19 protein-coding genes are annotated in these 18,547 nt (G+C 69.2%); 11 read left to right on the forward strand and 8 right to left on the reverse strand.

Translation table 11 applies throughout. From position 1 onward, the window contains the following. Positions 1-48 precede the first annotated feature (48 nt). The 4 genes from BHS09_RS14885 to BHS09_RS39350 all read left to right on the forward strand — a co-directional run bounded on the left by BHS09_RS14885 (position 49) and on the right by BHS09_RS39350 (position 5,079). Positions 49-1,716, forward strand: coding sequence for a DUF6178 family protein (locus tag BHS09_RS14885; RefSeq protein ID WP_261344758.1), 1,668 nt, complete (start codon positions 49-51; stop codon positions 1,714-1,716). Positions 1,717-1,866: 150 nt separating this feature from the next. Then, a complete protein-coding gene (gene exoJ, locus BHS09_RS14890; protein ID WP_140790710.1) occupies positions 1,867-3,147 on the forward strand; it encodes a spore coat polysaccharide polymerase ExoJ in 1,281 nt (426 codons plus the stop codon). Further along, positions 3,137-4,291 (forward strand): spore coat polysaccharide biosynthesis glycosyltransferase ExoK, encoded by a 1,155-nt coding sequence (gene exoK, locus BHS09_RS14895; RefSeq protein ID WP_140798207.1) that lies wholly within the window; start codon positions 3,137-3,139, stop codon positions 4,289-4,291. Before exoJ ends, exoK begins: the two co-directional genes overlap by 11 nt. Positions 4,292-4,392: 101 nt before the next feature. Then, positions 4,393-5,079, forward strand: coding sequence for a DUF4097 family beta strand repeat-containing protein (locus BHS09_RS39350; RefSeq protein ID WP_237080365.1), 687 nt, complete (start codon positions 4,393-4,395; stop codon positions 5,077-5,079). 99 nt (positions 5,080-5,178) lie between these two features. Here BHS09_RS39350 and BHS09_RS14905 read toward each other — a convergent pair whose 3' ends face one another. The 4 genes from BHS09_RS14905 to BHS09_RS14920 are packed head-to-tail and all read right to left on the reverse strand — an operon-like array spanning position 5,179 to position 8,898. Continuing rightward, complete coding sequence (locus BHS09_RS14905) at positions 5,179-6,270, reverse strand: quinone-dependent dihydroorotate dehydrogenase (RefSeq protein WP_140798208.1); 1,092 nt, start codon at positions 6,268-6,270, stop codon at positions 5,179-5,181. Between the two features lie 8 nt (positions 6,271-6,278). Continuing rightward, the gene (locus tag BHS09_RS14910) at positions 6,279-7,274 is read right to left on the reverse strand and encodes an amidohydrolase family protein (RefSeq protein ID WP_140790716.1); all 996 of its coding nucleotides are present in this window, start codon (positions 7,272-7,274) and stop codon (positions 6,279-6,281) included. Positions 7,275-7,311: 37 nt separating this feature from the next. Further along, positions 7,312-8,025, reverse strand: a complete 714-nt coding sequence (locus BHS09_RS14915) for a Smr/MutS family protein (RefSeq protein WP_140790718.1) — start codon at positions 8,023-8,025, stop codon at positions 7,312-7,314. Positions 8,026-8,076: 51 nt separating this feature from the next. Continuing rightward, a complete protein-coding gene (locus BHS09_RS14920; protein ID WP_140790720.1) occupies positions 8,077-8,898 on the reverse strand; it encodes a TerB family tellurite resistance protein in 822 nt (273 codons plus the stop codon). Positions 8,899-8,951: 53 nt separating this feature from the next. On the opposite strand from BHS09_RS14920, the gene folD reads away from it, so the two are divergent. After that, entirely contained in the window at positions 8,952-9,818 is an 867-nt protein-coding gene (gene folD, locus BHS09_RS14925) for a bifunctional methylenetetrahydrofolate dehydrogenase/methenyltetrahydrofolate cyclohydrolase FolD (RefSeq protein WP_140800679.1), read from the forward strand. Here folD and BHS09_RS14930 read toward each other — a convergent pair. Beyond that, positions 9,791-10,600 (reverse strand): class I SAM-dependent methyltransferase, encoded by an 810-nt coding sequence (locus BHS09_RS14930; protein ID WP_140798209.1) that lies wholly within the window; start codon positions 10,598-10,600, stop codon positions 9,791-9,793. The genes folD and BHS09_RS14930 overlap by 28 nt on opposite strands. A gap of 183 nt (positions 10,601-10,783) precedes the next feature. Between BHS09_RS14930 and BHS09_RS14935 the strand changes: the two genes are divergently transcribed. The 4 genes from BHS09_RS14935 (at position 10,784) to BHS09_RS14950 (ending at position 14,776) form a co-directional block, all read left to right on the forward strand. Further along, on the forward strand, positions 10,784-11,734 hold the full coding sequence (locus tag BHS09_RS14935; protein ID WP_140798210.1) for an ADP-ribosylglycohydrolase family protein: 951 nt from the start codon (positions 10,784-10,786) through the stop codon (positions 11,732-11,734). Positions 11,735-11,827: 93 nt separating this feature from the next. Then, positions 11,828-12,085 (forward strand): peptidase associated/transthyretin-like domain-containing protein, encoded by a 258-nt coding sequence (locus BHS09_RS14940; RefSeq protein WP_140798211.1) that lies wholly within the window; start codon positions 11,828-11,830, stop codon positions 12,083-12,085. Then, on the forward strand, positions 12,069-13,196 hold the full coding sequence (locus BHS09_RS14945) for a carboxypeptidase-like regulatory domain-containing protein (protein ID WP_161605151.1): 1,128 nt from the start codon (positions 12,069-12,071) through the stop codon (positions 13,194-13,196). Before BHS09_RS14940 ends, BHS09_RS14945 begins: the two co-directional genes overlap by 17 nt. A 56-nt stretch (positions 13,197-13,252) precedes the next feature. Then, a complete protein-coding gene (locus BHS09_RS14950) occupies positions 13,253-14,776 on the forward strand; it encodes a sensor histidine kinase (protein WP_140798213.1) in 1,524 nt (507 codons plus the stop codon). Here the strand turns inward: BHS09_RS14950 and BHS09_RS14955 are convergent. The 3 genes from BHS09_RS14955 to metF all read right to left on the reverse strand — a co-directional run bounded on the left by BHS09_RS14955 (position 14,773) and on the right by metF (position 16,935). Further along, positions 14,773-15,384 carry a DUF2378 family protein gene (locus BHS09_RS14955; protein WP_140798214.1) on the reverse strand — a complete coding sequence of 204 codons (612 nt, stop codon included), beginning with the start codon at positions 15,382-15,384 and terminating at the stop codon, positions 14,773-14,775. The two genes, BHS09_RS14950 and BHS09_RS14955, sit on opposite strands and share 4 nt — an antisense overlap. Positions 15,385-15,643: 259 nt before the next feature. After that, on the reverse strand, positions 15,644-16,066 hold the full coding sequence (locus BHS09_RS14960) for a hypothetical protein (protein ID WP_140790735.1): 423 nt from the start codon (positions 16,064-16,066) through the stop codon (positions 15,644-15,646). Continuing rightward, positions 16,063-16,935 (reverse strand): methylenetetrahydrofolate reductase [NAD(P)H], encoded by an 873-nt coding sequence (gene metF / locus BHS09_RS14965; protein ID WP_140790737.1) that lies wholly within the window; start codon positions 16,933-16,935, stop codon positions 16,063-16,065. Before metF ends, BHS09_RS14960 begins: the two co-directional genes overlap by 4 nt. A 96-nt stretch (positions 16,936-17,031) precedes the next feature. On the opposite strand from metF, the gene gcvT reads away from it, so the two are divergent. Both gcvT and gcvH read left to right on the forward strand, forming a co-directional pair. Next, on the forward strand, positions 17,032-18,114 hold the full coding sequence (gene gcvT, locus BHS09_RS14970) for a glycine cleavage system aminomethyltransferase GcvT (RefSeq protein ID WP_140790739.1): 1,083 nt from the start codon (positions 17,032-17,034) through the stop codon (positions 18,112-18,114). Positions 18,115-18,144: 30 nt separating this feature from the next. Further along, the gene (gcvH, locus tag BHS09_RS14975) at positions 18,145-18,534 is read left to right on the forward strand and encodes a glycine cleavage system protein GcvH (RefSeq protein ID WP_140790741.1); all 390 of its coding nucleotides are present in this window, start codon (positions 18,145-18,147) and stop codon (positions 18,532-18,534) included. The last annotated feature ends 13 nt before the right edge of the window (positions 18,535-18,547 follow it).

Raw genomic sequence — 18,547 nt, forward strand, 5'->3', positions numbered from 1 at the left:
GTGGGGTTCTGCTCCCGGGCCGGGGGGCGCTGTGGTAGGGACCGCGCCGTGTCCGAAAACGGCAAGGGAAATGGAAGCGACACGCAGCTGGCTCCCCGGGAGCTGCGTCAGCGGTTGATGAGGCTGTCCCCGCGTCAGCGGGTGGACGCCCTCCTGGATGTCGCGGAGGCCCGCGCGCTGGTGCGCTCGATGCCCGCCGAGGACCTCTACGTCACCATCCAGGAACTGGGGCTCGCGGATTCGACGGAGCTGGTGCAGCTCGCCTCGCCCGGCCAGTTCCGCGCCTTCGTGGACCTGGCCGGCTGGCGGCGGGACGCGCTGGACTCGCACGCCGTCCTCACCTGGCTGCGCGCCGCGCGGGGCGGGGTGGAGGACACGGGGGAGTTCCTGCGCAAGCTGCACGCGCTGGACCTGGAAGTGTTCGAAATCCTCCTGCGCGAGTTCATCGAGGTGCACGACCTGGAGGAGAACCCGGACGTCAACCCGCCGGGCGTGACGATGGAGACCCCGGAGGGGCGTTACCTCGTCGAAATCAAGGTGGAGGGCGTGGAGATGTCCGCCGTCCGCTCGCTCCTCAACGACCTCATCGCGGAGAACCCCTTCGAGGCCGTGCGCCTGTTGGAGGCCGTGCGCTGGGAGATTCCCAGTGAGTTGGAGGAGACGGCGTACCAGTTCCGCCGCGGCCGGCTCCAGGACATGGGCTTCCCGTCGCTGGAGGAGGCGGTGTCCCTGTTCAGCCGCGTGGACGTGGCGCCCGCGCCCGTGTCCGCCGCCCGTCCGGGGTTGGCTCCCACCACGGGCCATGTGGACTACCTGGAGGCGGCCTTCCGCGGTCTGACGATGGTGGAGGCGGTGAACGCGGAGGATGAGCTGCGCGAGGTGGCCAGCGCCGCGCTGGTGGCGGACCTGGCGGACCCGGGGGATTTGGACGCCATCCGCCGCGCGAGCGAGACGGTGCGCGACTACCTGTCCCTGGCGCTCGAGCACCTGACGGGCGCGGACCCGGAGCGCGCCACGGACGTGCTGCGTGACACGCCCCTGCGGCGCATCTTCCAGACGGGCTTCTCGCTCACGCTCCAGCTCAAGTTCCGCGCGGACCGGCTGGCCAAGGCGCCGGGCGCCCTGGTCGAGGGTGTGCTGATGGTGCTTCCGGAGGAGGCGGCGGCCATCTCCGCGCTGCGCCAGAAGCGGCCCCGGCGGGCGCTGCGCGTGGAAGGCGCGGAGCCGGTGTCGTTCCGCTCCCGGCGCGAGCTGGCCGCCACCGAGGCGCTGCTGGGCCGCGCGGAGGCCCAGGTGCAGGTGTTCCGGGGTGTGCTGGGCGGCACCGAGGACTCGGCGCGTGAGGCCCTGGCTCGCTTCGGCGTGCCCCTGGAGACGCTGGGCCTGGAGCGCCTCCTTGCCGCGGTGGTGGCCATGGCGGTGCTGGAGGAGCGCGCGGACGCGCGTCCGGTGCCGCTGGGACGGGTGGTGGAGTTGGGGCAGCGCCTCTTCGAAGGTGCCCCGGAGGCGCCGCGCCTGCGCGCCTCCGCGGCCGAGCGCGCCCAGAAGGGCCTGGAGCCGGTGGTGGCGCCAGAGGCACATGCGGAGCTGCGCCGTCTGGTGACGCTGACCCTGTCGCGGCTGTTGGAGGAACTGGGCACGCCCTGGCTCCAGGACGGGCGGCTGGAGCCGATGGCCTCGGCGGTTCTTCCGATGGAGAGCAGCCCCATCCCGTAGGAATTTCAGTCCGGGGCGGCCCGCACGTCCGGCGTGGCCGTCCCGTTCTAGAAGATTCAGGGCTTTGCCCAACGGGGCCCCTGGCATGTCCTCTGCTTTCGCCCAGGCACGCGTATTGGTGCGCGACGCAACTGCCGGGAGGTGGAGTGAATGGTGCTGGGAGAGCAGGGGCAGCGCCGTGACGTGTGGGCCTTCTATGCGCTGACCGCTTTCGCGGCGGTCATATACGCGGTGCCGGGGGAGTGGATCCCGGCGCTCGCACCGCTGCGCCTCGCGTTGGTGACGTCGGGGCTGGCGGCGGGACTCATGGTGATACGCCGGCTGGGGCGGGCGGAGCCGCTGTATGTGGACGGCTCGCGCGGTCTGGCGCTGATCGCCTTCTCCACGCTGGCGGTGGCGTCCGTCGGCTGGTCCGTGAATCCGGAGGTGACGACCACCACGGGCGTCGAGCTGCTGAAACTGACGGCCATCTACATCACCTTCGTCAACGTCATCACCACCGGCCGCCGGCTGGCGGTGGTGTGCGGGGCCCTGGTGCTGGCGTCGGTGGTGACGTCCATTGGGGCCATCAACTGGTATCTGGTGGGTGAGGACCTGGTGGAAGGCTTCCGCGCGCGCTGGGTGGGCGTCTACGCGGACCCGAACCACATGGCCATGAACCTGGCGCTGGTGGTGCCGCTGGCGGTGGCCTTCGTGGCGCGCAAGGGCAGCGGCTGGTTGTGGCGCCTGGCGTGTCTGACGGCGGCCATCCTGGCGGTGGCGGCCATCGTCGTCTCGCACTCGCGCGGCGGCTTCATCGGCCTTTCCGCGGCCATGGCGCTGTGGGCCATCCGCGAGAAGCGCCGCATCCAGGCCATTGTCGTGGGCTCGCTCTTCGTGATGGGCCTGCTCGTCTTCGCGCCGCAGAGCTTCTGGCAGCGCAACGAGACGGTGGCTGAGTTCCATGAGGACGCGTCCGCCATGGGCCGCGTCTACGCGTGGCAGGTGGCCAGCCGCATCAGCCTGGACAAGCCGCTGCTGGGCGTGGGCGCGGGCAGCTTCCGCTATGCGTGGCCCATGTACGCGCCCCCCGAGGCGCGCCGGGCGTACGTGGCCCACAACATCTTCCTGGACGTCATTGGCGAGCTGGGCTGGGTGGGCTTGCTGTTCTTCATGGTGTTCGCGGGTGGTGCCGCGGGCGGCGCCTTCGAGGCGTCGCGGGACAAGGAAGTGGGGTGGCTGGCGCGAGCCTTGTCCGCGTCAGTGGTGGGCTACCTCGTGTGTGACTTGTTCTCCGGCTACATCCTGTCCGCGCACTGCTACGTGCTCTTCGGCCTGGCGGCGGCGGCGCACCGGGTGGCGCGCGCGTCCGAGGCGGCGGACATGCAACGGGTTCCGGCTCCGAGCGAGCCGGTGGTGGCGACGTGGGAGGGGTCCGGACATGCGGCGTGAGGAGGCGCGGATGGGGCAGGAGCCCCTCCGCCTGGTTCAGTTCACCCGGTCTTTCCACATTGGAGGGACCGAGGTGCAGGTGCTGGAGCTGCTGCGGGGACTGCCGGCCAGCTACCGGTTGCAGGTGTCCGTGCTGGATGATTCGGGGCCGCTGATTGGCGCGGTGTGGAAGCTGGGTCACGCGCCCGCGGCCTTCCCGCTCAAGGGCTCCGTGGTGCAGCCGAACACGGCGTATCAGGTGTACCGCATGGCGCGCTGGCTCAAGGCGAACCGCGTGGAGCTGGTGCACGTGCATGACTTCTACTCCACGATGGTGGCCGTGCCGGCGGCGAAGCTCGCGGGCTCGAAGGTCATCGTGGGCCGGTTGGACCTGGCGCACTGGCAGGGGCGGGCGCGGCGCGCGGTGCAGTCTCAGCTGTGCCGCATTTCGGACCATGTGATTGGCAACGCGGAGGCCATCCGCTACCAGCTCATCACCGAGGAGGGCCTGCCGGCCTCTCGTGTGTCCGTCATCCACAACGGCTTGGACTTGCCGCGCTTCGAGTCCCGCAGGCGCGAAGGGCTGCGCGGCCCGCTCCCCGACACGGGGGACGCGCCGGTGGTGGTCCACGTGGCCAACATGAATCATCCGGTGAAGCGGCAGGAGGACCTGCTGCTCGCGGTGGCCCAGCTGCGCCATGCCGGCATCACGCTGCACGCCTTCCTGGTGGGAGATGGTCCGCGCCGGCCGGGCCTGGAGAAGCTGGCCGGTGAGCTGGGCGTGTCCGATACCGTGCACTTCCTGCGGCACCGCACGGACGTGCCCGCCATCTACGCCCGGGCGACCTTCGGCGTCCTCTGCTCCACCGCGGAAGGCATGTCCAACGCGGTGATGGAGGGCATGGCTGCGGGGCTGCCCATGGTGGTGACGCGCGTGGGTGGAAACACCGACCTGGTTCGCGATGGCGAACGCGGCCTCGTGGTGGACCCCGAGCGTCCCGCTCAGCTGGCCCAGGCCTTCCGTCAGCTTCTCGCGAATCCCGAGAAGGCGAGAAGCATGGGGCATGCGGCGCGGGACTTCGTGGCGCGCGAGCTCTCCCTGGAGAAGATGGTCCGGCGCCATGACGCGCTGTACCAGCGGATTGCCCGGGGCGCGGACGCCTGAGGCATGTCAGAGCGGTGTGGATACTGCGTCTCCACCGGGCGCAATGAGGGCGGGGCTGGGGCGTAGGGAAGGGTGCATCCCACACCTTCCGGAGCCCGCACATGGTCCTGCCCTTGCTGCTCATCCTCGCCGCCGCGCCGTCCACCCAGACGTGGACGTTCAATACGGATGGTACGCCTGAAGTTCACATCGGCAATGTTGATGGCGCGGTGCGCGTAGATGCGGTAGACGGGAATGACGTGGTAATCACGGTTGTTTGGGAAGGCGCGGAGAATTCCCGGAACGAAGTGGACGTGGAAGTCGTCCAAGAAAAGGGCGTCATCCGGGCGCGGGTTTGTTGCGGTCCGTGTGAACAAGAAACGCGGTCCTGCCGTCGGAGCGGGCCCGCGGTGAGGTTCACGGCGAAGGTGCCACGGCGGGCGCGTTTGGATTTGGCGACGGTGGGCGGTCCGGTGACGGTGGCGGGCGTGACGGGGCGGCAGACGCTGGCGACGGTCAACGGCCGTGTGGAGGTGAACGGTTCAGAGGAGCGGTTGGATGTCAGCACGGTGAACGGCACCGTGGCATTGGCACCGCGGAAGGTCGTGACTACTTCTGTGTCCTCGGTGGGTGGGGATGTCCGGCTGAAGCTGCCGGCCCGGGCGGATGTGAGATTGGAATTCAATACTGTCGGTGGTCGTTTCAACGACAGTCCCGCGAGGTTGGGCGGCCGCGAGCAGACGTATGGCTCGGGCACCCATGCGGTGGATGTCAGCACGGTCGGCGGCTCGCTCACCGTGCAGCAATAGCTTTCGAGGCCCGTCAAGCACTGGGCCCGGGGCGCTCGCCGGTGAAACTCCAAGGCGCCGGCGAGCGCTCATTTTTTGTCCGCGGATTGGTGCGATGCGTCAGTTTGGGGCGCCGGGCTTCCGGTGCTCGGCGCCGATGACGTCGCGGACCTGCTTGTAGCCGTCGTGGGCGAGCAGGGTGGCCAGGGCGGGGAGGATGTGTCCCACCATGCCCGGCCCCTCGTAGATGAAGCCCGTGTACACCTGCACCACTGACGCGCCCGCGCGCAGCTTCTCGTAGACGTCCTGGGCGGTGAAGACGCCGCCCACGCCGATGATGGGCAGCGCGCCCCTGCTGCGCAGCCAGGCACGGCGGATGACGGCGTTGGCGGGCTCGCGAACGGGCGCGCCGGAAAGGCCGCCCGCTTCCTTCGCCAGGGGATGCTCGAAGGGCCGGGCCACGGTGGTGTTGGTGGCGATGAGGCCGGCGAGCTTCTGCGCCCGCGCGACATCCACCACCTCGTCCACGGCCTCGGGGGACAAATCCGGGGCAATCTTGAGGAACAGCGGCTTGCCCGGGGCCACGGTGGCCAGGCGCTCCTGCACCGCGCCCAAAAGCTGTCCCAACTGTTCGGGCTCCTGGAGCTTGCGCAGGCCCGGCGTGTTGGGGGACGAGGCGTTGACCACCACGTAGTCACCCAGGGGCGCCAGCGCGTCCACGCAGGCCACGTAGTCATCCACCGCCTGCTCCAGCGGCGTGTCCTTGTTCTTGCCGATGTTCACCCCCAGCGGCCCCGGGCGCCACGTCTGCATGCGCAGTCGCGCGGCGGCCCGGTCGGCGCCGTGGTTGTTGAAGCCCATGCGGTTGATGACCGCGCGGTGCTCCGGCAGGCGGAACAGGCGAGGGCTGGGGTTGCCGGGCTGGGGCCGGGGCGTGAGGGTGCCAATCTCCACCGCGGAGAAGCCGCAGGCGAAGAGGCCGTCCACGGCCTCCGCGTCCTTGTCCAGGCCGGCGGCCAGCGCCACGGGGTGGGCGAAGCGCAGGCCGGCCACCTCGACGGCCAGGCCGGGTGGGGCACCCTCCAGGGCCTTCTCGCGCAGGGACTCGCACAAGTCCCGTGAGCGGCCCAGGTAATGGAGCCCCGCCATGCCGAGCTGGTGCGCGCGCTCCGCGGAGAGCTGGAAGAGGAGCGAGCGGGTGAGTCCGTACATGGCGTGGCTCACGCGGGAATGAACGAGGCCTCACGGGCCCAGGCGAGCGTCTGATCCACCTGCTCGGGCGTGAGGATGCCGTTCTGCTCGATGATGTCGATCTCCCTCCGCATGTCCGTCTCCAGCAGGTAGGGGCCGTCGGTGTTGATGGTGAACTTCACCTTGCGGTCCCAGAAGGTGCGGACGATGTGGCGCAGCTCCTCCACGCCCTCCACGGCCTTGGTGTGCAGGTTGGACGTGGGGCATAGCTCCAGGACGATGTCGCGCTCGCGCAGCACCTTCATCGCGTGCTCGTCGTAGGCGGCGCGGATGCCGTGGCCGATGCGGTGCGGCTGGAGCTTCTCCACCACGGCCATGACGCCTTCGGCGCCCGTGCCGCGCGTCTCACCGGTGTGCACCGTGCACTTGAGCCCCGCGCGGCGGGCGCGCGAGAAGAGCTCCTCGTACTGGGTGACGACCTCCGGCTTCAGCTCCATGGCGTTCGTCTCCGTGCCGGCCAGGTCGATGCCGTACACGCCGCGCGTGCGGTACTTGATGGCCTTGTCCACGATGATGCTGTTGAGCCGGTGGTCGAACTCGCGGGCCAGGCAGAAGATGAGGCCCATCTTCACGCCGTACTCCAGCACCGCGCGGTCCATGCCGCGCAGGGCGGCGTGGATGATGTGGTCCAGGTCCAGCTCGGAGTTCAGGTTGCGCTTCATCGGGTTGAAGCGCAGCTCCATCTGCGTCACGCGGCTGCCGCGGTACTCCTTGCCGATGACCTCGTAGACGGAGCGCTCGATCGCGCTGGGGGACGACTGGATCTTCTCCGTCCAGGTGTGGAGGATTTTCAGGTAGTCGTCCAGGCTTCCCACCTTGCCCGGACGGGAGGTGATGAGCTCCACGAAGTCGAAGTAGTTCTTCACCGGGAGCTTGAAGCCCTGCTGGTGGGCGATGGACCAGAGGATGTGGGGCGCCACAGCGCCACCCACGTGGATATGCAGGTCGATCAGATCGCGTGCCATGGCGGCATGTATGCACAGTGCCGGGCGCGCGTAAAGACTACCGCCGGAGCAACACGTACACCGCGCCGGTGCCTCCGTCCTGAGGCCGTGCGGAAGCGAACGCCAGCACCATCCGTCCAATCCGCTTCTCGGACAGCCATCCCTTGAGCCGCTCCTTCAGCACGGGAATCTGGTCCTTGGAGTTCAAACCGCGACCGTGCACGACGAGCACGCAGCGCTTCTTCGCGCGGCGACTGTCACCCAGGAACCGCTCCAGCGCGTCGCGCGCCTCGTTCTGCGTCTTCCCATGCAGGTCCAGCTGTCCCTGGATGGCGAAGTCGCCCCGGCGCAGCGCGCGCAGCAGGTTCCGGTCGATTCCGGGGCCCGCGCCTTCGATGAACTCATCCGTGCCGGTGAAGTCGAAGTCGCCCTGGCCGGCGACCAGCTCGGAGAGCTGCGCGAGCGCCTCCGCGTTTTCATCGATGATTTCCGGCAGGCGCGGGTTGGGCGCGGGCGCTTCGCCCCGGTGGGTGAGCTGCTGCACGCCGTCCATGGCGGAGAAGAAGAGGGAGGCATCGTCTTCCTCGCGGACCTTGGGCGCCTTCGTGGCCCGGGGCGGGGGCGCCGCGACCTTGCGCTTCGCGACCTCCGCCGCGGCCTTCTCCTGCGCCTCCTTCTTCTCCTGGTCCTTCATTACCTGGATGGCGGACTTGAAGGGGTTGTTACTGAAAGCCGCTTCCTTCTTCTTGGGGCCGTTGCGCTGCTGACTCATGGCGGAAAGTGCGTCCTCGTCGTGGGCGACTGTGAGGGATGTAATCCGGCGCTACAGCCCGCGCAGGCGCCGAATCTCTTCGTAGGCGTCGCGGACCTGCTGGAAGCGACGGGCGGCCTGCTCGGCGGCCTGACGGCCGAGGTGGGCGGATTTGTCGGGGTGGTGCTCCGCGGCGAGCTGCCGGAAGGCGCGCTTCACCTCGACGTCGGTGGCGTCCGGCGTCAGGCCCAGCGCGGCGTAGTGTTCATCCCCGGCGCCCAGGTGCAGGGCGATGATGGCCTGCTCGTCCGCCTCGGAGATGCCCAGGCCCTCGGCGACGCGGCGCAGGACCTCCCGTTCGGAGCGCTGCATTCCTCCGTCGGCCAGCGCCAGCTCGTAGAGCGTGTCCAGCAGCCGGTGCCGCTCGGCCGAGGGGAGCTGGGCATGGCAGGCGCTGACGGCCGCGTCCAGGTCGGGCGGGTGGGCCAGGAAGACCTTGAGGTGGCTCCGGACGACCTCCAGGGCCTCGGGTCCGTAGCCCAGGGTCGTCTGGAAGTAGCGCCGCACCACGCGCACCTCGTCGCGACGGACCTCGCCATCCGCGTGGGCCACCTCGACGAACACGGCGCACAGGTCGCTGGCGAACTGCTCGTAGGGCTCCTCCTGGCGAGGCACGAGCGCCGCCTCCGAGGTGGCGTCTTGGGCGGAAGCGTAGGGGGCGTGGGAGAAGTCGGACAGCGCCTCCGGGTCTTCGGGCGGTAGGGCGTTCTGGGCGTCGTAGTATCGCCCCGCGAAGCCGCCCGCGATGAGCAGCAGGACAATGGCCCAGGGGCTGCCCACGAGCAGCCCCGCCATCAACCCCAGCATTGCTCCCAGAACTGTTCCTGCGCCCATGGCCGAGGTTCCGCTCCCTTTCCGGCGGGGGAGTTTCGCATAGAGTGGCACGGGTGAACGCCCAGTTGATTGATGGCAAGGCAGTTGCGGCGCGCGTGCGAGCGGAGGTCAAGGCGGAGGTCGACCGGCTCAAGCTCGAGCATGGCCTGACGCCGGGGCTGGCCGTGGTGCGCGTGGGGGAGGACCCCGCCTCCAAGGTCTACGTCAATGGGAAGAAGAAGGCCGCGGAGGAGGTGGGCTTCCGCTCCTGGGAGCTCCACCCGGACGAGGGCATCACCCAGGAGGCGCTGCTGGAGGTCATCCACCAGCTCAATGCGGATCCGGCGGTGCACGGCATCCTGGTACAGCTGCCGTTGCCCAAGCACATCGACCCGGACGTCATCATCTCCGCAGTGAAGCCGGAGAAGGACGTGGACGGCTTCCACCCGCTCAACGCCGGCAACCTGCTGCTGGGCCGGTCCACCACCCGGGCGTGCACGCCCTATGGGGTGATGCGGCTGCTGGAGGAGATGGGCTGCGACCCCGCGGGCAAGCGGGCGGTGGTGGTGGGGCGCAGCAACATCGTGGGCAAGCCCATGGCGCTGATGCTGCTCCAGAAGAACGCCACGGTGACCCTCTGCCACAGCAAGAGCGACCTGCGCCGTGAAGTGGAGGGCGCGGACATCCTGGTGGTGGCGGTGGGTGTGGCCGAGTTGGTGAAGGGCGCGTGGATCAATCCCGGCGCGGTGGTGATTGACGTGGGGATGAATCGCAAGCCGGACGGCAAGCTCGTGGGCGACGTGGAGTTCGCGGCCGCCGCCGAGCGCGCGTCGTTCATCACCCCCGTGCCCGGTGGCGTGGGGCCCATGACCATCGCCATGCTGATGCGCAACACGCTCGACGCGGCCGTCCGCTACGGCCTGGTGCCTGTGGTCAGGTAGGCCGTGAGGGTGACGCGCTGGGGCCCCGGTCCCAGCTCCGCCTGCGCGTACTCGTGCATGGACCAGAGCAGCGGCTCCCACTGCGCGCCCAGCGCCCTGCGTGCCAGCACGACGGGCGCGCTGGAGCGGGTGGTGGCATCCACCATGGCCGCCGTGGACGGGTAGTCGATGGAGCCTTCCACTTCGTGCACCGTGACATCGGTGAAGCCCGCGCTGGACATCTCCCGCTGACAGGTGCCGGGGTCGGACAGGGGGATGGCGCCCGGTTGTGACGGCTTCGCGCCCATCTGCTCCCAGAGGCGCGTGTACACAGCGCGCAGCTCCTTCGATCGTTCGAAGGGCGTCCAACTGGACACGACGGCCCGGCCGCCCGGCTTCAGCACCCGGCGAAGCTCCTGGAAGCCACGTGCCCGGTCCGGGAAGAACATCAGGCCGAACATGGAGAAGGCGGCGTCGAACGCGTTTGCCTCGAAGGGCAGCGCCATGCCGTCACCCTCCAGGATGTCGATGTCGAGCTTCGCCTCCGCGGTCCGAGCGCGCAGGGCGGCGATCATCTCCGGGGAGAAATCCACCGCCGTGACGCGGGCGCCGTCGCGCGCGGCGAGCAGCGCGAGCGTGCCCGGCCCCGTGGCGACGTCCACGACACGCGTCCCTTGAGCCACGCCGGCCCGGAGCAGGGCATCCCTGGAGAACGTCTCGAAGGTGGGCATCAGCTCGCGCACGTACTCCGGCGCCACCAGGTTCCAGGCCTCGGGTTGGGCAAGGGGCGATACGGCGGACATGGGGGCTCCTGGACGTGGGGGCTCGGCATGGCCCGGTTCGCGTGGAAGCCTGCATGGCGGGGCCTGAAGGCGCAATTTTGTTGCGACAGCCATGGCCCCCAGCCTTCAGCGGCGTGCCTCCGCTGTACGTGCGCTCGGGCGTTGTCCTAGCGTGTTTCGCCTCACCGTGGGGGAGGCAACACCATGCCGAGTCGCGAGGAACAGATCGCCGGGGGAATCTACGGATTGCTGGTGGGGGATGCCTTGGGCGTGCCCTACGAGTTCCACGCACCCGCGCGGATTCCACCGCCCGAGGACATCGACTTCCAGCCGCCCGAGGGCTTCCAGCGCGCGCATGACGGGGTTCAGCCGGGGACCTGGTCCGACGATGGCGCGCATGCGCTGTGCCTGCTGGACTCGTTGCTCTTCCATGGGCGATTGGACCCGGAAGACCTGGGCCGCCGCCTGGTGAACTGGCTGGAGTGGGGCTACCTCGCGGTGGACGGCCAGGTGTTCGACGTGGGCATCCAGACACGCACGGCCCTGGCCGCGGTCCACGCCGGGACGCCCGCGCTGATGGCCGGCCCCAAGGGCGAACGAGACAATGGCAATGGCTCGTTGATGCGCGTGCTGCCATTGGCGCTCTGGCATTCAGGCAATGACGCGAAGCTCGCCTCGGACGCGATGACACAGTCGCGTGTCACGCATGGACACATGCGCTCCCAGGTGTGCTGTGCGCTGTATTGCTTGTGGGCCCGCCGCATCCTCCAGGGCGCGCGTGCTTCGGATGCATGGACGGACGCGGTGGAGACGTTCCGCAATCTGTATCCCGAAGGCTTCGAGGCTCGCACCGAACTGGACACGCAGGTCCTGCCGCCGGGCTGGGAGGAGATTCGAGGCACGGGCACGGGCTACGTGGTGGATTGCCTCCGCTCCGCGCGCCAGTGCGTGGTCGAGCACGACACCTACGAGCAGGTGGTGAAGGCCGCGGTGCGCCTGGGCCGGGATACCGACACCACCGCGGCGGTGGCGGGAGGTATCGCCGGGCTCATCCACGGCGTGAATGGCATCCCCGCGCGTTGGCGTGAGTCGTTGCGCGGGGGCGGGTTGTTGCATCCTGTGTTACAGAAGCTGCTCAGGTGCGCCGTGAGTTGAGTTTGACCCGGCGCCGCAAAATGCAACCAAGGCTGATTTTCCCGGGGTGCGGTTGACTGCGGTTTATCGAAGGATGCCTCCAGCCGTGCGCTCGTGAAGGCGCTTCCTTCCGGCCGGCACACGCTGCGGGTGACGGCCGAGGGTTTCGAGCCCGTCTGGAAAGTGGTGCAGGTCGGCGCCGCGTCGGCGGTGCCGCCGCAGCTCTCCGTGGAGCTGCGCGCCGGCGCCGCGGTGTCGGGCACGGTGGTGGACGCGCGCGGTGCCCCGGTGCCCAGACCTCGGTGGATGCGCGGGGGCCTTCCAGATGGAGGACCTGCGCCGTCGGCGGGTCGCGGTGGCGGCCGTCCATGATGCCGCGTCGTCGTCCACCCGCTACGTCGACCTCTCTCAGGACGGCGCGGGCTCGGCGGTGGAGCTGGTGCTGGATGCAACGGGCGTGGTGCGTGGGAGCGTGGAGTTCGCCAACGGCGAACCCGTGGGCGAAGCCGTCATCGTGGCCGAGCCCGCCAGCGCGCTGGTGCGCGGCCGCGTGGAGGGCACGCTGCGCGGCAAGCACGTCACCGTCGCGGACCCGGGCGGACGGTTCGAGGTCCGAGGCCTCGTCCACGGGACATACAACCTGCGAGCCGCGGCGCTCGGCATCCCCCTGCACCAGCGGCTGTCGTGGATGGGAACGCCGGTCCGCGTGGAGACGGGCGGCTCCGAAGTGGTCGTGCGAATGCGCCGGGGCGGCAGCCTGTCCGGCCAGGTGCGCCTGGAGGACGGCGCGGTGCCAGCCGCCTTCACCGTCACGCTGCGAGGCGGCTCCGGCACGTCGTTTGGCGGCGGCGATGGCCGCTTCCCGGTTAACGGCATCCCCGCGGGCGAGTACACCGTGTTCGTCTCCGGCCCTGGTTTCCTCACGAAGTCATTGCCCGCGCTGAAGGTGGAGGAGGACCAGGACACGAACCTGGGCGCGGTGGCCCTCTCGCGCGGACGCCGGCTCACCGGCCGGGTGGCGAGCGCGGCCGGGGCGCCAGTGCGGGCCACCGTCACCGTGTCGCAGCAGCTGCGCGGCTGCGCGGTAATGGTGGGCTCGGCGGCGGAGCTGGAGCACGGCCTGCAGCAGGTGAGCAGCGACGCGGAGGGGCACTTCGTGTTGGAAGGCCTGCCCATCTCCATCCTGCAGCTCGGAGCCGAGCACCCCGTGGAGGGCCGTTCCGCCTTCGTGCGGGTGGAGGAGGGCGTCCCAGTGTCAGCCTGTGAGCGTGTCGCTGGCCCCTCCGGAGCAGCTGATGATGGTCACCATGCCCACCCCCTGACACATGCCACGGTTGTTCAACGCTTGTTCAATCCCTGTCGATGGAACGAGCGGGTGACGGTGTGTTTCACACCGTCATCAACGAGCCCCGAGGGCAAGTTGCATGTTTCTGCTGGAACAGTCTGCTTATTCCGACAAGTTTGGATTGCCAGGGGTATGTAAGGGGTTAGGATGGCGACTCATCCGGGGGGGCCGGAATGGCCGGGGTGAGTCACGCAATGATTGACCAGGATGTGGGCGCGCCTGTGCTTCGGGGGCGATTCGGCCATACACGCGGGGAGAACGTGCGGACGGAGGGTACCGTGTCAACGGAGACTTCCGGCAACATGGGGCTCACACGTGGGGTCGACGCGCTGGAGGTGCGGGTGGAAGCACTGCTCGGCGAGCACCTGGAGGCCGTGCGACGGCGGGTGGACTCTCGCTTCGCCGTGCTGATGGTGGGGCAGTGGCTGGTCGCCATCGCGGTGGCGGCGGTGTTGTCGCCCTTCGCCTGGCAGGGGACGTCGCGGGTGGTGCATCCCCATCTGCACGTGGCGGTGGTGCTGGGGGGCCTGCTGTCCGCCTTCCCGCTGGTGCTGGTGCGGCTGCGGGCCGGGGACGTCGTCACGCGGCACGTGGTGGCGGTAGCGCAGATGCTCTGGGCCGCGCTCTTCATCCACCTGACGGGCGGCCGCATCGAAACGCACTTCTATGTGTTCGGCTCGCTGGCCTTCCTGGCCTTCTACCGGGACCCGGCGGTGATGGCGACCGCCACCGTCACGGCGGTGCTGGAGCACTGCCTGCGCGGCATCTGGTGGCCGGAGTCCATCTTCGGCGTGTCGAACCCCGCGTGGTGGCGCTTCCTGGAGCACGCCTTCTGGATGGTGTTCGTCAACGGGGTGCTGGTGATTGCGTGCCGCGAGACGCTGGGGGAGATGCGGCGCGTGGCGGTGCAACAGGTGTTGCTGGAGGGCGCGTACGCGAACGAGCGCGTGGACCATGAGCATGCGCTGGCACGCGCGCGCCGGGAGATGAGCTCCTACCGCGAGCAGGCCGCGCGGGTGGAGAAGCTGGCGGCGGTGGGGCGGATGACGGCGACGGTGAGCCACGAGCTGCGCAACCCGCTGGCCGCGGCCCGCACCGCCAACGCCGTGGTCGTCCGTCACCTGCGCAAGCTGGACGTGACGCTGGCGGACCAGCGGCTCCAGCGCTTCCTGGAAATCATCGAGCGCGAGCTGGCGGTGTGCTCGCGCATCTCCTCCGAGCTGCTGGACTTCGCCCGCGAGCGTCCGCTGGAGCTGCGGCCCTGCTCGCTGCACGCGTTGATGGAGGAGGTCCTGGACGTGGTGCCGGGCCGCGAAGGCGTGCGTATCCAGAACAGCGTCCCGCTCTCGCTGGAGTCGCCCTGGGTTGACCGCGAGCTGCTGCGCAAGGTGCTCATCAACCTGGTGCAGAACGCGGTGGAGGCCATGCCCGAGGGCCGTCTGGGCCGGGTGGACGTGTTCGCGGAGGGCGGCGGTGGGCGTGCCTTCATCATCCGCGTGTCCGACAACGGCATGGGCATTCCGGAGGCGATGCAGGAGCGCATCTTCGAGCCGCTCTTCACGACGAAGCCCGCGGGCACTGGCCTGGGCCTGTCGGTGGTGGCCAGCACGGTGCGGCAGCACGGCGGCACCCTGCGCGTGGAGAGCCGGGAAGGGGAGGGCAGCGTCTTCACCCTCTGCCTCCCGGCGGGTTGCCCCGCCGCCGAAGTCGCCCTCTAGCTCCAGGACACCTCGTACTCGCCGTCCAGCAGGCCCGTGGCACGCCCGAGGATGTGCGTGTTGCGGGCGCCAATGGCGGCCAGAGCCGCGCGCAGCACGCCCTCGTGGTAGCTGTGCGGCATGAAGTCGCGGAACATGTTGATGCGGCACTGGCGCTCGCCCAGCCACTCCACGTCCCGCTCGCCGTAGCTGACGGCGGTGCCGTAGCCGGACGGCAGGTTGCTGACGAGTCGGCGCGGGCAGCCACCGGACAAGGCCAGGAAGCTGCGCCCCACCACGGTGCTCAGGAAGTCCTGGGCGGACCGGGCGCCAATGGTCCGCATGGCCGCCTCGAAGCCGCCCAGCCGCGGCGCCAGCAGCCCCGCGGCGCTGAAGGACAGCCGCAGGAAGCTGCTGATGGGGTACAGGAAGAAGGGCACGAAGGCGCGCTCGCGCGAGGCCGCCAGGCACCGCGCCGCGGCGGCTTCCCCCGCCTCCTTCCGCACCACGTCCAGCGCCCCCAGGAAGAACATGCCCCGGGCCCGGTCCTTCTCCTCCGCGCGGCTCAGCCGCCGAGCCAGCTCCGTCAAAGGTTCAGGCGTTCCCCGCTCGACCTCAAACGCAATCATGGCCACCCCTGCGCTGGGAGGCGGCGCTCGACGTGCGCGCCTCCCTTGTGTGGCTACGAAAGTGAGGGAAACCGAGAAAGGGTGAAAGCCCGCACGGCTGCAACCCCGGGGCAGGGGGAGCGCCATTGGTGAACAGAGTGGGGGCCGCGTCAGAGGGAGCGCTGGGCTCCAGACGCCAGGAGGCGTGGCCGCGGGCGGTGTGGCCTGAACATCAATTCACGGCGGTTGGTCGACGCTCCAACCGCCGCGTTTTGAACGCTCAGGCCTGGAAGGCTTCACGCACGCCGTCGCGGCGCAGGGTGAAGAGCATCCACACGGCCACCGGGACGCCAATGACGCAGCCGGGAGACAGGATGTAGAGCGCGGTGATGCCGCCCACCGTGGCCAGGCCGTAGCCCTTCAGGTTGAGCGCACTGATGGCGCCCCAGGCGGACAGCACCCCACAGAGGATGCCCACGAGCAGCATCAGCGCCAGCGTGGGCGACAGCTCCAGCGTGGACGCCTCCGCGCCCGCGGGCACGAAGGGAGAGGTCACCTTCAGCGCGGCCAGCACGAAGCCCGCGATGTTGTAGATGACGTTCAGCACGCCCACGCACAGCAGGAAGAAGGCGGGCGGACGGATGATGTTGAGGACCTTGTTACGCGGGTCGCTTGGGGGCAGGTGGATTCCAGGACCACTCATGAACGGGCTCGCAGTGCGCTCACGATCATCCGCGTCGCCGGGGACTTGTTGAGCGTGTAGAAGTGGATGCCAGGCACGCCGCGCGACAGCAGCTCCATGCACTGCACCGTCGCATGCGCCACGCCGAGCTGGGCCATGGCCTCGGGGTTGTCCTTCACCCGCTCGAGCTGCAACGCCAGGCGCATGGGCACGGTGGCTCCGCACAGGCGCGTGAATCGTTGGATCTGCTCGTAGTTGGTGATGGGCATGATGCCGGGGACGATGGGGACGTTGATGCCCGCGCGGCGCGCCCGCTCCACGAAGTCGAAGTAGAACGCGTTGTCGAAGAAGAGCTGCGTCACCACGAAGTCCAGGCCGGCATCCACCTTGGCCTTGAGATGACGCAGGTCGTCGTCACGGGAGGGCGTCTCCACGTGGCCCTCCGGATAGCACGCTCCCCCGAGGCAGAAGTTGAAATCCTCTTCTCGGATGAATCGCGCCATCTCCGACGCGTAGCGGAAACCCCCGGGCGCGGGCTCGAAGACTGTCTGGCCCTTGGGCGGGTCTCCGCGCAGCACCAGGATGTTGTCCACCTTCGCGGCCGACAGCCGCTCCAGCACGGTGCGCAGCTCCGCCGGGGAGTGGCCACCGCACGTCAGGTGCGCCATCGCCTCGATGCCCGTCTCCTGCTTGATGCGCAGCACCAGCTCCACCGTCTTCGCCCGGGTGCTGCCTCCCGCGCCTTCCGTCACGGAGACGAAACCCGGCTGCAGGGTCGCCAGGTCTTCCAGCGCCTTGAGCAGGTTGGCCTCGCCCTCGTCCGTCCGGGGCGGGAAGAACTCGAAGGAGAAGCACGGGTCGGAAGGATTCAACCGATTACGAATCTTCATGTCGCCTCCAGTGTAGACGCTCCGCGTCGTCCTTGATCGGGCAAGTCTCGCGGCTATAGTCCGCGCCGTTTTCCACACCCCTCCAGGAGAATGAAGATGGCCCGGCAAACGCCCCTCAACGAGGCTCACCGCAAGCTGGGGGCCCGGATGGTCGACTTCGCTGGTTGGGACATGCCCGTCCAGTACAGCTCCGTCATCGGCGAGCATGAAGCCGTGCGCACCGGCGTTGGCCTGTTCGACGTCTCCCACATGGGCGAGGTGGAGTTCTCCGGCCCCGGCGCCCTGGACACGGTCAACGCGCTCATCTCCAACGACCTGGCCCGCATCGCGGACGGGCAGGCGGTGTATGCGGGCTTGCTCGACGAGCGGGGCACCTTCGTGGACGACGTGGTCGCCTACCGCTTCAGCCCCGAGCGCATCCTCATCTGCGTCAACTCCAGCAACCGCGAGAAGGACGTCGCGTGGATGAAGACGCACGCCAAGGGTGTGGCACCCGTGGACCGGAGCGACGACTACGCGCAGATTGCCGTGCAGGGCCCCAAGGCCACCGGCCTGGTCCAGCGCCTGACGAAGACGGACCTGTCGAAGATTGGCACCTACCGCTTCGCCGAGGGCGAGGTCGCCGGGGTGAAGTGCCTCATCTCCCGCACCGGCTACACCGGCGAGGACGGCTTCGAGCTGTACAGCGCGGCCGGGGACGCGGTGGCGCTGTGGGACGCGCTCCTCACCGAAGGCCAGCAGGACGGCGTGAAGCCGTGTGGCCTGGGCGCCCGTGACAGCCTTCGGACGGAGATGAAGTACGCGCTCTACGGCAACGACATCGACGACCAGCACACCGCGCTGGAGGCCGGGCTGGGGTGGATCGTCAAGCTCGACAAGGCGGCCTTCATCGGCAAGGAAGCGCTGGTGGCGCAGAAGGCCGCGGGCGTGAAGCGCAAGCTGGTGGGCTTCGAGCTGACCGGCAGCGGCATTCCGCGCCACGGCTACGCCATCCTCAAGGACGGCGCGCCGGTGGGGGAGGTGACCAGCGGCACCATGGGCCCCACCGTGAAGAAGGCCATTGGCATCGGCTACGTGCCCACCGAGCTGTCCGCGGAGGGCTCCACCTTCGACGTGGACATCCGCGGCCGCGCGGTGCCCGCCGTGGTGGTGAAGACCCCGTTCCACAAGAAGCCCTGAAGCATTCCCGTTCCAACCAGGAGCAACGACATGGCCGACAACATCCCCGGCGACCTGAAGTACACCCGTGAGCACGAGTGGGCCCGCGTCCAGGGCACCTCGGTGGTGGTGGGCGTCACGCAGCACGCGCAGGAGTCCCTGGGCGACGTGGTCTACGTGGAGCTGCCCAAGGTGGGCGCCACGGTGACGGAGGGCAAGCAGTTCGGCGTCATTGAGTCCACCAAGGCGGTGTCGGAGCTGTACTCGCCGCTGACGGGCAAGGTGGTGAAGGTGAACGACGGACTGTCGGACAACCCCTCCACCGTGAACACCGACCCCTATGGTGCGGGCTGGATTGTGGAAATCGAGCCCTCGGACCCCAAGCAGGTGGACGGACTCCTGGACGCCGCCGCGTACACCGCCCTGCTCCAGAACAGCTGAGAGTGAAGGGAAG

Source organism: Myxococcus xanthus (genome assembly GCF_006402735.1).
In the GTDB taxonomy this organism is placed as follows: domain Bacteria; phylum Myxococcota; class Myxococcia; order Myxococcales; family Myxococcaceae; genus Myxococcus; species Myxococcus xanthus_A.

What these genes read in the sequence shown, in the direction of transcription:
- BHS09_RS14960 (WP_140790735.1), bottom strand. Translation starts at nt 16,066, where the DNA reads ATGAGTGGTCCTGGAATCCACCTGCCCCCAAGCGACCCGCGTAACAAG.
- exoK (WP_140798207.1), top strand. Translation starts at nt 3,137, where the DNA reads ATGCGGCGTGAGGAGGCGCGGATGGGGCAGGAGCCCCTCCGCCTGGTT.
- exoJ (WP_140790710.1), top strand. Translation starts at nt 1,867, where the DNA reads ATGGTGCTGGGAGAGCAGGGGCAGCGCCGTGACGTGTGGGCCTTCTAT.
- BHS09_RS14950 (WP_140798213.1), top strand. Translation starts at nt 13,253, where the DNA reads ATGATTGACCAGGATGTGGGCGCGCCTGTGCTTCGGGGGCGATTCGGC.
- gcvT (WP_140790739.1), top strand. Translation starts at nt 17,032, where the DNA reads ATGGCCCGGCAAACGCCCCTCAACGAGGCTCACCGCAAGCTGGGGGCC.
- metF (WP_140790737.1), bottom strand. Translation starts at nt 16,935, where the DNA reads ATGAAGATTCGTAATCGGTTGAATCCTTCCGACCCGTGCTTCTCCTTC.
- BHS09_RS14915 (WP_140790718.1), bottom strand. Translation starts at nt 8,025, where the DNA reads ATGAGTCAGCAGCGCAACGGCCCCAAGAAGAAGGAAGCGGCTTTCAGT.
- BHS09_RS14955 (WP_140798214.1), bottom strand. Translation starts at nt 15,384, where the DNA reads ATGATTGCGTTTGAGGTCGAGCGGGGAACGCCTGAACCTTTGACGGAG.
- BHS09_RS14930 (WP_140798209.1), bottom strand. Translation starts at nt 10,600, where the DNA reads ATGTCCGCCGTATCGCCCCTTGCCCAACCCGAGGCCTGGAACCTGGTG.
- gcvH (WP_140790741.1), top strand. Translation starts at nt 18,145, where the DNA reads ATGGCCGACAACATCCCCGGCGACCTGAAGTACACCCGTGAGCACGAG.
- BHS09_RS14920 (WP_140790720.1), bottom strand. Translation starts at nt 8,898, where the DNA reads ATGGGCGCAGGAACAGTTCTGGGAGCAATGCTGGGGTTGATGGCGGGG.
- BHS09_RS14935 (WP_140798210.1), top strand. Translation starts at nt 10,784, where the DNA reads ATGCCGAGTCGCGAGGAACAGATCGCCGGGGGAATCTACGGATTGCTG.
- BHS09_RS39350 (WP_237080365.1), top strand. Translation starts at nt 4,393, where the DNA reads ATGGTCCTGCCCTTGCTGCTCATCCTCGCCGCCGCGCCGTCCACCCAG.
- BHS09_RS14910 (WP_140790716.1), bottom strand. Translation starts at nt 7,274, where the DNA reads ATGGCACGCGATCTGATCGACCTGCATATCCACGTGGGTGGCGCTGTG.
- BHS09_RS14905 (WP_140798208.1), bottom strand. Translation starts at nt 6,270, where the DNA reads ATGTACGGACTCACCCGCTCGCTCCTCTTCCAGCTCTCCGCGGAGCGC.